10 protein-coding genes are annotated in these 13,334 nt (G+C 36.5%); 1 reads left to right on the top strand and 9 read right to left on the bottom strand.

Going from position 1 to position 13,334, the window contains the following annotated elements; all coding sequences use genetic code 11:
• Positions 1 to 30: 30 nt before the first annotated feature.
• From HNQ37_RS01810 to dnaE, 9 genes are all read right to left on the bottom strand, one after another.
• Complete coding sequence (locus HNQ37_RS01810) at positions 31 to 2,052, bottom strand: 4-alpha-glucanotransferase (protein ID WP_183538749.1); 2,022 nt, start codon at positions 2,050 to 2,052, stop codon at positions 31 to 33.
• Between the two features lie 104 nt (positions 2,053 to 2,156).
• Entirely contained in the window at positions 2,157 to 2,576 is a 420-nt protein-coding gene (gene nusB / locus HNQ37_RS01805) for a transcription antitermination factor NusB (RefSeq protein ID WP_183538747.1), read from the bottom strand.
• Positions 2,566 to 2,958, bottom strand: a complete 393-nt coding sequence (locus HNQ37_RS01800) for an Asp23/Gls24 family envelope stress response protein (RefSeq protein WP_183538745.1) — start codon at positions 2,956 to 2,958, stop codon at positions 2,566 to 2,568. Before HNQ37_RS01800 ends, nusB begins: the two co-directional genes overlap by 11 nt.
• A gap of 62 nt (positions 2,959 to 3,020) precedes the next feature.
• A complete protein-coding gene (efp, locus tag HNQ37_RS01795) occupies positions 3,021 to 3,581 on the bottom strand; it encodes an elongation factor P (RefSeq protein WP_183538743.1) in 561 nt (186 codons plus the stop codon).
• Between the two features lie 144 nt (positions 3,582 to 3,725).
• On the bottom strand, positions 3,726 to 4,775 hold the full coding sequence (locus tag HNQ37_RS01790) for a M24 family metallopeptidase (protein WP_183538741.1): 1,050 nt from the start codon (positions 4,773 to 4,775) through the stop codon (positions 3,726 to 3,728).
• 46 nt (positions 4,776 to 4,821) lie between these two features.
• Entirely contained in the window at positions 4,822 to 7,647 is a 2,826-nt protein-coding gene (gene uvrA / locus HNQ37_RS01785; RefSeq protein WP_183538739.1) for an excinuclease ABC subunit UvrA, read from the bottom strand.
• Between the two features lie 176 nt (positions 7,648 to 7,823).
• Positions 7,824 to 8,099: an HU family DNA-binding protein gene (locus HNQ37_RS01780; protein WP_183538737.1), complete on the bottom strand. Its 276-nt coding sequence runs from the start codon at positions 8,097 to 8,099 to the stop codon at positions 7,824 to 7,826.
• 801 nt (positions 8,100 to 8,900) lie between these two features.
• Entirely contained in the window at positions 8,901 to 9,737 is an 837-nt protein-coding gene (locus HNQ37_RS01775; protein ID WP_183538735.1) for a DegV family protein, read from the bottom strand.
• 161 nt (positions 9,738 to 9,898) lie between these two features.
• A complete protein-coding gene (dnaE, locus tag HNQ37_RS01770) occupies positions 9,899 to 13,009 on the bottom strand; it encodes a DNA polymerase III subunit alpha (protein WP_183538733.1) in 3,111 nt (1,036 codons plus the stop codon).
• 66 nt (positions 13,010 to 13,075) lie between these two features.
• Here dnaE and HNQ37_RS01765 point away from each other — a divergent pair, with 66 nt between their 5' ends.
• A complete protein-coding gene (locus HNQ37_RS01765; protein WP_183538731.1) occupies positions 13,076 to 13,258 on the top strand; it encodes a DUF2929 family protein in 183 nt (60 codons plus the stop codon).
• Positions 13,259 to 13,334: the final 76 nt, after the last annotated feature.

The raw sequence follows: 13,334 nt of genomic DNA, 5'->3' as shown, positions 1-13,334 counted from the left end.
ACCACAATTTTTAATAAAACTAGTCAAGAATCACTCGGTTAGCCCAACCGTTGAGCGTTTTGAATTTTTGATAAAATCAGACAAGAAATTTTCAAAGCCCTGATTATCCACTAAATCCTCAAGGTCAAGATGCAATCTGTATCTCCAATAATAATAGCTATATGCTGGATTATTAATTCGGGTTAGACTGGCATTAGGATTTCTTAGATCATCTTGTGTATCCAGCCAATCTTGAATTGGGAATATTGCCAACATAGCCTTAGTATTTAAGTTTCTTTTGAGAATCTCTCGTATGATACTTGGGTTAGCCTCTTTAGGTGCCATCCCTTCCAATCCCATTACCTCATTGTAATAGCGTTGTATGAGGTTTTTATCTTCTTGCCACCAAAGGCTGAGTGGAGTTATGTCATGACTTGAGGTCGTCACAACAGATAAGTAAGGTGTCCATTTCAAATCTGTGATGAAGTTACTATCAGTTGGCATTCGTTCAATAATCAGGCGAAGGATTTTCAACTGCCACATGACACTTGGAACATTATCTGGTACCATTCCCAAATCTTCACCACAAGCCAGCATTTCTGATGCATCTTTGATAACAGGTAAAATTTCTTCAGCTTTTTCTTGCCAATAAGCATAATTTCTACCATAGAAATAATTGTTGTGGATAATTTCCAATTGTTGCTTAAAAGCATCACCAAACTCACGGTAAGAGATTGTATCCATCAAATTAATTCTGGGGTGATAAAGTTTAGGATTTTCATGATCAGGAATAAATATAACATTTTCATGAAGTCGATAGAGTCCTTCACGTTCGTAATCTTCTAACCCTTTGGCCATTTTTACTTTTCGTTCATCGCCAAATTCTTCTTTGAACTCATAATTACCGAAACCCGTGTATTTTAAGAACCGCTGAATGACTTCATCGCGTTGATCTCGACCAAAGATTTCATCAATCACCCAATCTTTAATAAAAGGACGAATAAAACGTTCTACTCCCCAATAACGTAGAGGAATTCCATATGATTCTATCTCTTCAGCGGTCATTGCTAAGGCTGGTGAAAAATGCCCTAATAAGGCTCGAACTGAATTTTCTGGATTTTCCCAAATCCTAAAAAAGCCAAGAATGTGATCAAGCCGATAGATGTCAAAATAGTCTGCCATACTCCTCATACGAGCTTTCCACCACGAATAACCATCTTTTGACATCTCTTTCCAGTTATAAGTTGGATACTCCCAATTTTGTCCAGAAGACGAGAAAATATCAGGCGGAGCTCCTGCTTGTTTATCCAACTTGAAGAGTTCTGGCAATGTCCACGCATCAACTGACTTCCGATCAATTCCAACTGAGACATCACCCTTTACAGCAATCCCTAACTTATGGCAATAGTCAACAGCTTCTTTCAATTGTTTATGGAGTAAATATTGAATCATGATATGAAGCTTAAGGTCTTCAAAGATTTCAGGATCCGATGAAAGTTCTTCAAAAAGGCCCTCGTGATATTTGTTTTGTTTCCAAAGTCTAAAGTCTGCTGTGTGGTAATTATCTCGGAAATAGCAGAAGCACGCATAAGGCTCGATCCAGAATTTTCTAGATTGATAGAAATTCTTGAAAGACAAATTTTCAAAAATTGTTTTAGAGTAATTTGAATAGACTTTCTTGGCGAGTCTCCATTTGAAATTAGAGACTCTCTCATAGTCAACTTGTGGAAGCTGATTCAACTCTTTAGCTTCATCAAGAATTTTTTTCAATTCAGATTTTTTAAACTTATCAAGGTAGTCTGTAAAGTCAAGATAGATAGGATGCAGAGCAAAAACTGAATTCGCACGATACGGAGATGAATCCCTCCAGTCCATAAAAATTGTTGTATCGTTAATCGGAAGGATTTGTATAACATCCATTCCTGAACTGTAAACGAAGTCTGCTAGTATTTTTAGATCGCTAAATTGCCCGATACCAAAAGACTTTTTACTTCGTAAAGAAAATATTGGAATGGCCAAACCTGTATGGTAAGGTTTTATTCCATTCGCCTTAAGCACAAATTTTTTTGCCATAAGATTTCTTCCTGATTCTATTTTGTAAACGATTTCATAATCATATTATAACAATTTCTATGATTGAATGTGTGGAAGAAAAATGAAAAAAGACGAAAATTGTTTCATTTTTCGTCTTTTGGTATAAGGTGTGTCAAAATTCCATTAACTAATTTGGAAGCAGCTTCATCTGAAAAATCTTTCGTCAAATTAACGGCCTCATTAACAGCAATCACAGGTGGCAAGTCACTATAAATTATTTCATAGCTTGCCAATTCAAGTATGGCCCGATCAATTGATGTCAATCGATCCATAGACCACGTGCTTATCAAATATTTTGAAATTTCAGCATCCAACTCATTCTGGTTGGTGCGCACTCCATCAATCATAGCATCTAAATACTTTTTATTATTCTCCGAAAGAAATTTATCTTCCAAAATAAATTTAGATAGTTCATCTTCTGCCTGATCTGGGCGAACAGAATATGAATAAAGAAACTGGATGGCAATTTTTCTTAACTCGTGTTGAGTCAACTTAGTTGGCATCGAAAAATCCTTCCTTAAACAAATCTGCAAAATCTGGCTTCTTAGTATCCGCTGGAATTATGCCCATAATATGAACGTTCACATTATCAATTACAACTTCAGTCAACCCAAGAACACGTTCCTTTACTTCTCTTTGAATATTTTGGGCAACTTCAGGAACACGATCACCTTCAGTTACAAAAATGTAAATATCAACTGAGATTGATTCATCCTCAGCTTTGATGTAAACACCTTTGCCCTCAGCTTTTTTTCCAAGTGTTTCAAAAGTTCGTTTATTACGTAATGAATAAACACCATCTACCTTCGAGGCAGAAACACCAATTATCACTTCAAGTACTTCTGGTGCAATGACAACCTCACCAAGATTTTCTAATTCAGCCATGTTAATTCCTTTGATCTAAATTTTATTCAGTTAATCAATAAGATTAGCGTAAGGCTATATTCTTATTGTGCACGCTTTAGGTAGTCACCTGTTTGTGTATTGATTTCAAGTTTTGTACCAATTTCAACAAAGTCTGGCACATTAACAACAAGTCCAGTTTCCATAGTTGCAGGTTTTCCTGAGCCAGTAACTGTTGCCCCTTTTATTGAAGGCTGAGTATCTGTTACTGTCAAGACAACTGTTGTTGGTAGTTGAATACCAATCACTTCTTCGCCAAAAAATTGGATCTTAACATCTGTGTTTTCAAGCACATAGAGTAATTCATCTTTAACAACTTCAACAGGAATTTCGTATTGGTCAAAAGTTTCATTATTCATGAAGAAGGCTGTACCATCCATTTGGTAGAGGTATTGAACACCAACAGTATCAATTACTGCTTGATCATATTTATCATCTGGACGATAAGTATCATCAAAAACTGAACCCGTGCGCACATCGCGTAACTTCATTCGCATGATTGTATTACCTTTACCAGGTTTGTGATGAGATGCCTCTACTACGCGAAGAAGTTTATCACCATTCAAGAATGTCATTCCAGCTTTGAGTTCGTGTGCTGCTACCATTTAATTATTGTCTCCAAATTATATTATTCTATTAGTTATGACGCTTGCAAATCCTGCTAAGGAGTTACAACGAAGCGAGTTGTGTATCTAACGACTCATTTTATCACAAATCAGATTGTATTTCAATTTTGCTTAATGCTTTAATTATATGACAATCAGCTCTTTAGGAGATTTTGTAAGAACTTCACAACCATTTTCCAATATTAAAACATCATCCTCAATACGAACACCTCCAAAGCCCGAAAGGTAAATACCTGGTTCATCAGTAACAATCATATTTTTTTGTAAATATTGATCTGTCATTTTTTGACTAAAATAGGGTACCTCGTGGATATCTAAGCCAAATCCGTGACCAATGCCATGGTTGAAATTATCGCCAAAACCTGCTAATTCAATAATATTTCGAGGAATTCTATCAAAATCGGCAAAAGATAGGGTTGCTTTAGATTGATCAATGAGAGCTTGATTAGCCAACCTAACTACCTCGTAAATTTCTTTCATCTCAGAATTAGGCTTACCTAAGAAAACTGTCCGTGTCATGTCACTAGCATAAAAATTGTAGTAGCAACCAAAGTCCATGGTAATAGCCTCTCCATTTTCAATTAACTTGTGACTTGCAACGCCGTGAGGGAGGCTAGAACGTACACCTGAAGCAACTATTGTTTCGAAGGATGTCCCTGATGCACCTAATTCACGCATCTTAAAATCTAAAAAATTTGCCACTTCAATTTCTGACTTTCCCGGCTCAATAAATTTTAGGACCGCTTCAAAGGCCAGATCAGTGATTTCACAAGCTTTTCTGATTACTTTAATTTCAGACAAATCTTTAATCTGCCGAAATTCCATGAAAAATTCATGAGTCGGTATCAATTTCTGACTTATCAAACTTGAAAAATTCTGATAAGTTGCAAAATCCAAATTATCTTCGAACCCAATCCGATCAATATTTTTGGCTAGCTTGGCAATCTCTGAAAAAGCACTTCGAGTGGAAAACACATTCATGTTGCCAACTACAGATTTCGCAAAGTCAATATAACGGTCGTCTGTCATGAAATAGTCTTCATCCTTTGTCAAGAAAACTGTTCCTGCCGTTCCTGAAAATCCCGTTAAATAAAAAATATTTTTCATATCCGTGATAACTAAACCTTCAAGGTTACTTTGTTTCATTTTTTCTTTTATCTTTTGAAGTCTCATACGTTAATTTTATCAAAAAATCTCGCGATGCGAGATTCCTCAATTTCTATTTTAATTTGTATTTCAGGTACTGTCCTGTGTATGACTTTTCAATTTGAGCAACTTCTTCAGGTGTTCCAGTAGCAAGAATAGTTCCACCACCAGCCCCTCCTTCAGGACCAAGATCGATAAGATAATCAGCTGTTTTAATGACATCAAGATTATGTTCAATAACGACGATTGTATTGCCTTGTTCAACCAGACGATTAAGAACTGTCAAAAGAGTCGCGATATCATCAGTGTGTAAACCTGTCGTCGGCTCATCAAGAATATAGAAAGATTTGCCTGTAGAACGCTTCTGCAACTCTGAGGCAAGTTTCATGCGCTGAGCTTCACCACCAGAAAGTGTTGTTGCTGGTTGACCTAAAGTGACATAACCAAGGCCAACATCTACAATAGTTTGAAGTTTACGAGCAATCTTAGGTATATTTTGGAAGAATTCCAAAGCTTCAGATACACGCATGTCGAGAACTTCAGAAATATTTTTTCCCTTGTAATGAACTTCTAGAGTCTCAGAGTTATAGCGTCTCCCATGACAAACTTCACAAGGTACATAAACATCTGGAAGAAAATTCATCTCAATTCGGATAATACCATCCCCTGAACATGCCTCACAGCGTCCCCCCTTTACATTAAAAGAGAACCGTCCTTTCTTGTATCCACGCACTTTTGCTTCATTTGTATTGGCAAAAACATCTCGAATATCATCAAAAGTGGAAGTATAAGTAGCTGGATTGGAACGAGGGGTCCGTCCAATTGGTGATTGGTCAATATCAATTAAACGTTCTATATCTTTGTAACCTGTAATTGATTTATACTTACCAGGTTTTTCTGAGTTGTGATTTAACTTCTGAGCAAGAGCACGTTTAAGAATTGAGTTGACCAAAGTTGATTTTCCAGATCCAGATACACCTGTGACGACAGTCATCAGACCCAGAGGAAATTCAGCATCAATATTTTGAAGATTGTTTTCATTTGCCCCTATAATCTTGACCTCATGTTTAGGATCTATCTTACGACGTATCTTTGGAACTGGTATTGACTTCTTACCAGACAAATATTGTCCCGTAATAGAATTTATATTCTCTGCTACCTCCCCTGGTGTACCAGATGCAACGATTTCTCCTCCCAAATCGCCTGCTCCTGGTCCCACATCTATTAACCAGTCAGCAGCCATCATAGTATCTTCATCATGTTCAACAACAATCAGAGTATTTCCAAGGTCTCTCATCTTTTGAAGAGATTCAATTAAGCGGTCATTGTCTCTCTGGTGAAGACCAATAGAAGGTTCATCTAAAATATAGAGCACACCCGAGAGATTTGAACCAATTTGAGTAGCTAGGCGAATGCGTTGTGACTCCCCTCCTGATAACGTCGCAGAGGCACGAGAGAGAGTTAAGTAATCTAGACCAACATTTTTCAAAAAAGTCAGGCGATCACGTACTTCTTTAACAATTGGCCGTGCAATGGTTTCATCCTTATCTGATAGTTTAAGTTTGCTTAGCCATTCAAGAGCATTCCCGATCGCTAACTCTGAAAGTTTTCCAATATGTGTATTATTAACCAGAACTGAAAGGGCCTGATCATTCAAGCGATACCCATGACAAGTGTTACAAGGTAATTCAGTCATGTAACCTTTCATTACTTCACGTGTAAAGTCTGAAGTTGACTCATGAAAACGGCGATTAATGTTACTAATCACCCCTTCAAAAGGAATATCAATATCGCGTATTCCGCCAAAGTCATTGATATAGTGGAAATGGAATTTTTTTTCATCTACTGTTCCATAAAGTGCTAATTTCTGGTCCTTTTCCGGTAACTCATTCCAAGGGGTATCCATATCGACCTCAAATTGAGTCATGGCTTGCTCCAACATTGTTGGATAATAATTACTTGAAATCGGGTTCCATGGTGCAAGAGCCCCTTGACGTAAAGTTTTTGTCTCATCAGGGACTACCAAATCAATATCCACTTCCATCTTGACTCCAAGTCCGTCACAGTCAGCGCACGCACCAAAAGGAGCATTGAAAGAGAAAAGACGAGGCTCTAACTCAGGTACAGTAAAGCCACAAACTGGACAGGCATAAAATTCACTAAAGAGTAATTCTTTTCCATCCATGGTATCTATTTTGACATAACCTTCTGATTGATGTAAAGCAGCTTCAACAGAATCAAAGAGCCTACTTCGAACATCTTGTTTGACAACGATTCGGTCAATTACAATATCAATGTCATGCTTTTTATTTTTATCAAGTGAATCAACTTCAGAAACATCAACTATTTCTCCATCAATCCTTACACGTACATAACCTTCCCGCTGAATTTGTTCAAGTGTTCTTTCGTGACGACCTTTCTTTCCTCGAATTACTGGTGCTAGAATTTGTAAGCGCTGACCAAATGGTAACTCTAAAATTCGATTTACTATTTCTTCTACCGATTGGGCTGAAATGGGTCCATGACCATTAATACAAAAGGGCACACCAATACGAGCATACAGCAGTCGGATATAGTCATTAATTTCTGTGACGGTGCCAACTGTTGAGCGGGGATTTTTTGAAGTAGTCTTTTGGTCAATTGAAATTGCAGGAGAAAGTCCATCAATACTATCTACATCTGGCTTATCAACATTTCCTAGAAATTGACGTGCATAGGCTGACAAAGATTCTACATAACGACGCTGTCCTTCCGCATATAAGGTATCAAAAGCTAGTGAAGACTTTCCTGAGCCAGAAAGGCCTGTTACAACCACTAATTTATCACGAGGAATTGTAACATCAATATTTTTTAAATTGTGGACTCTCGCCCCTCTCACAACAATCTTATCTTGTGGCATATTACTCTTTTCTGAATTTTGATAAACACAGCACTTGATATTTCAATAATAGTTCCGTATCCTTAATTATAACATGCTTTGAATCAAAATATAACCAAAAGCTTCGGTTTTGTTTCTTCTCCAAAAGTAAAAAGATCACCCACGGCGATCTTTTTACTTCAAAGATTGATTAATAATTATTTAACAACATCCTTGAGGGCTTTACCAGCTTTGAAGGCAGGTACAGTTGTTGCAGGAATCTTAAGAGCTTTACCAGTTTGTGGGTTACGGCCTTCACGAGCTGCACGTTGGCGAGTTTCAAAAGTACCGAAGCCGATCAATTGAACTTTTCCACCTTTTTTAAGTTCAGCTTTAACAGCATCTGTAAATGCGTTAACTGCCTTTTCAGCATCTTTTTTAGTAAGACCAGCTGATTTTGCAACTGCTGCGACGATATCTTGTTTGTTTGCCATTGATAAATCCTCCAATATGTTTTTGTTACCTTTAGGCATTAATAGAATAGCACATTTAGAATTTCGGGTCAAGCTAAAACTTTCTTATTCCTTGATTTTAAGCCATATTTGAACCTTTTAGAATAAAAAAATCCAAAATATAAGGAAAATCTTTACTTTTTTAAAAATATTCTCTAAATACTGTCAGGACAAGCCTTAAAACGTATTTTATATTTCACTTTTGTTCAGCTAAAATTTTGGCTTTATTTCTACATTATTTCAAGGGCATAACTTCCTGATGAGATGTCTGTATTTTAAGTTTTTTTAAACACTCTTGGCACTAATATAACGAAATCCTCACCAACTAAGCAGACTTGACATCAAATTTATTCTCGAATACCAGAGATTTCTTATCTTTAGCGAGCGAGATCCCTTTGATTCTCGGTCAGTTCTTTAGGGGATATAAATATTTTTGGAAGTTATTGTTGTGCTTCATTGAGAATGTTTTGACTTGAATTATGGCCTCGGTCCTGATGAATCGCACGATACTCCCAAGTTCACTCGCGCTCCTTTATTTAATATTAAGTTGTAATAACCTTCGCCATAGTTTCCACAAGATTTTGAACTTGAATAAGATCAAATCTATAGGTCAGTAATTTTAGTATTGATGAGTAGCTTATTTTTTTCTGAGGAGATGTTGAGCACCTGGGCAATTTTAAATCTTCCCTGCTCAATTTCAACAACCTTATATAAACAAACTTTGATCGTGTAAACATGAATGAAAAATAAGAATTGCAAGCTAGTACTTGCAATTCTTATTTTTCATTCATAGTTTATCATTACCGCAAAAGCCCCACGCCCTGTATGTGTAGCTATTACCGTATTTGTTTCTAAAATAGTAATTGGCTTCTCAACAAATTTTTGAAGAGCAGCACAGATACTCTGAGCCAAAGGGAGAGCTTCAGCATGAGAGATTCCAATTTCCTTAATTTTACGAGTTGACTCTGCCAAATTGTTCGAAAGTTCTTCTATAAATTTCTTAAATGTCTTACTGCCACGTCCCTTTTTAAAAGGTAAAAGATTAGAATCTTTCATCTGCAAAACCAAATGCATATCAAGAAGCCCACCAATTAAGCCGGTCACTCGACCAATTCGACCTCCTTTGATTAAATTGTCCAAAGTTGCAACACCACAGTACAATTCAGTGTTTTCTTGAATATGATTAATTGCCTCAAGCACTTCTTCTTTTGTAGCACCTAATTTAGCCAAACGCGCTGCTTCAACAACTTGAAAAGCAAGTCCCTGATCCGTAAAAGTTGAATCAATTACGGTCACATCTTTCCCAGAGATCATTGCTCCTTGTCTAGCCGCCTCGACAGTTCCTGATAAAGTCTGAGAAAGATGAATAGAAATGATTGAGCTTCCATCTTCTGATAATTCATTATAGAGTGCATCGAAAACACCTACAGGTGGTTGGCTTGTTTTAGGAAGTTTGGAAGAGTTCTCTGAGCGATCCAGATACTCTAATAAAGACATTTCACCATCTGTATATATAACACCATCAATCATAAAACTTAATGGCACAATTGTAATTTCCAGTTCTTTAATTAAGTTTGGTGAAATTGAAATTGTAGAATCTGTAACTACTTTTATTGACATTCTTTTCTCGTTTCTTTTATCAGGATTACGAAAGATATTTTCTTATGAGATATTATAGCAAATTATAGACATAATAAGTCGTTTCATAGAGAGAATTAGCTAATAATAATTTTGAAATTTCACACCTGAAATATGAACTGTAAAGCAATTATATTATAAACCTAACGATAAATAACCTTAATATCCAGAGAAGATAATTTATTCAATAGACGTTCTGAGTCTTCAACGTAAAATCTTGTTTGAAGAGTTGTTTTAGTCTCTTCATTATGGAAAACAACTTGACATGGACCCGGATTATTGCGAAGAATATCCGCAATATTTGAATTCTTATTATTATCAGCATTTGAAATCCATAATTTCCGATTTGTTTCTTCAACAGGAATGACAATGGAAGCTTTAACTTGCATTTCATCATTCCTCAATTCGGCTCTACCCTTTATTAAGACAATTTTCCCTCTCTCAATAAAACGACGATTTGTCAAATAATTATCAGCAAAAAATACAGTTGTAATATTTGAAACAGTATCCGTTGTCTCAACAAAAGCCATTTGTTTGCCGTTACGATCATTTGAAGTTCTTACGCTTGTAATCTCAACCAAAATTGTTGCAACTTTATTATTGTTAAGTTGATTTAGTGGTGTAACTAGACCTTCTAGTCTCTCCAACCACTCTGTAATTGGATGAGAAGAAAGAGCTACATCTAGCCTTTCTCGCTCAATTTCATACTTATCAACAAGACTGAGATCTTCAGCTTCTCGATATGAAAAACTCAATTGATCCGTTGCAAACAAGTCAAGTTGAAAGATTGAGCTGTAATTGATAAGATTTGTAAGGTTAGCCAAAAGTTTTCCACGGTTGGGATCTTTGGAGTCAAAAGCTCCAACTTCAATTAAGGGCCGAATTAAAGTAGCTTGTTGCCACTGACTAGGAAGATGGCGAATAAGCTCCGACAAGTCTTCAAAGGGACGATTTTCAATCAGCCAATAGGCCAAATCGCGAGGTAGACCCTTTACATGTGTCAATCCTAAATAAACAACTCCTTGACTCACTTTATCATGGTAAGGTGATTTATTAATATCAATTTTTGCAAACTGATAATGATTCTCTTTCAGATCAACCAAAACGCGTTTACGATCATAATTTTCTAGGTAAACTTCGTAAAATTCATCAGGAAAATGTGCCTTAAAATAAGCTAGTTGGAATGCTAAAGCCGCATAAACATAGGCGTGGGAACGATTAAAACCAAAACCTGCAAACTTAACAATCAGATCATATATTTCGGAAGCTTTTTCAGCTTTATGACCAAGTGATGTAGCTCCAGATACAAAGAGCTCTCGCATTTTTTCAAATTCTTCAGCTGATTTACGTTTTGAAATATTTCGTCGAAGAATATCAGCTTGACCTAGGCTAAAACCAGCATACTTTTGAGTCACCTGCATAACTTGTTCTTGATAAATCATAATTCCAAATGTTGGAGCAAGGATTTCAGTCAGAACTGGGTCAACTGCTTGGACTTTTTCTTTGCTTTGGCGCCGTGCTATAAACTGTGGAATGAAATCAGACGCCCCTGGATTTCTGATAGCACGTGCATTAGCCACATCTTCAAATTTTGTTGGTTCTAGTTGTTTAAGCAATCGACGTGCAGAACTCCTCCAGAATTGGAAAATTCCCTCCGTATTACCTGCTCTAAATAAAGCAAGGGTTTCATCGTCCTGCAAATTGATACTTAAGGGATCAATATCTACACTGTGTTGCTGCTTTACCCGTTCGCGTACCTTATCAATCAATGAAAGGTAATTCAGTCCCAAAAAATCTATTTTGAGTAGACCAATCGACTCAATGTCGACAGCTTCATATTGAGCTACTGCAAGCCCGTCTGACGGCTTTAGGGCTACATAACGATACAGTGGCTCTTCTGACAGCACAATGGCAGAAGCATGCAAAGAAGTCTGACGAGGTAAACCTTCAATTTTCTGAGCAAAATTGAAGACTTGTTGAAGTAATTCTGATCGAAGAATTTCAGCCTTAAATCGTTGATTATTTTTAAACTCTTCAGTCAGATTTCCTCTTGGATTGTAGATTGAACTTGTCATCTGACTTAGCTCCATCTCATTCATTCCAAAAGCTTTTCCAACATCGCGAAGAGCTTGACGTTTGCCAAAAGTCGAGAAAGTCAGAACCTGAGCAACATGTTCAGTTCCATAACGGCGTTGCATATAGGTTAAAAGTTCTTGACGCTTTTCATCCGGAATATCAATATCAATATCGGGCATGGCAATGCGCTCCGGATTCAAAAATCGCTCAAAGAGAAAGTTGTTTTCTATTGGATCAAGGTGAGTGATTCCGAGTGAGTAAGCAACTAATGAACCAGCCGAAGAACCACGCCCCATCCCACAATAAATATTGTTTTTAGCCGCATAACGAAGTAAGTCAGCTACAATCAGAAAATAATCATCAAAACCCATTTGATGAATAATTGATAACTCATCTTTTAGACGTTCTTCATATTCTGAAGTCAGATTCACCCGTTTCTTTAAACCGGATATCGCTTCTTCTTGAAGATTTTCTACAGCTAAACGACTTTGATCAAACCTTGGCAGCTCAAGCTTTTCTGCTAGATCGTAATGGATATTCTCAACTAACTGATTCAGATTATCCAAAGCTATCGGAAATTTTTCTTGGTAAAATTTTTCATAGACTTCGGGTCGATGCAAAAAGTCCGTCTTTGCAGTGCCATCAATCCTTTCTCCAGCCTTGATGGATTGTAAAACTTGTAAAACTTCTGCATCCTCTGAAGCCAGATACTTTACACTCGGAAAAGCAATAAATTGATTAACCTGGTCTGACCTAAGCTCGGTTAATATTTCCGAATAAAAGTAAACTGGACAAGTAAATTTTTTTGAGCTATCAAAATCAAAACTGTTAAGAATAATAGCTACACCGTCTAGCAAATCAAAAATATCATAACTATTATAATTCAAACGAGTAGAAATTCGAAGAAGATTATGATACCCCTCTGTATTAAGGGCAACAAAGATAGTTTCTACCGTTTGTTCTTCAATAATTAAATTGCTACGAAATGATACTACTGGCTGTATACCTTTGCTCTGAGCCAACTTTACAAATCGGAACGCAGCAAAAAGATTATCTTGGTCACAAATACCAAGCGTCTTATAGCCCAGCTCGAGAGCTCGATCAAGATATTCTTCCAATTTCAGAACTGATTCAAAAAAACTGTATTCAGTCTTAGTATTTAACTGTGCGAAGGTCATGTGTCTGCTTGAATTTTTCCTTTAGAAGTATTATACTTGATTTTAGAGAAAAGAAAAAGGTATTGTATGAAATTTATAGTAACATTATTCTGGGCGTTGACCATTGGGCAAGTCGTTGCATTCATTGGTGCTAAGCTTTTAAGTGTAAATGATAGCGTATTTTATGCAGCTATAGCTTCAGCTGGATTTGCAGTTTTTATTTATATTCTTTCAAAAGTTGCTATCTTACCAGAGAAAAAATTTAAATAATTTTATCACTTTAAATAATTAACACCCATAACTATAATTATGGGTGTTAATATTATATCTAAAAAAGATAAAATCC

This window comes from Lactovum miscens, from assembly GCF_014202895.1.
GTDB classification, from domain to species: Bacteria; Bacillota; Bacilli; order Lactobacillales; family Streptococcaceae; genus Lactovum; species Lactovum miscens.
The sequence above is the reverse complement of the archived record's forward strand: the minus strand, read 5'-3'. Positions and strand labels throughout refer to the sequence as shown.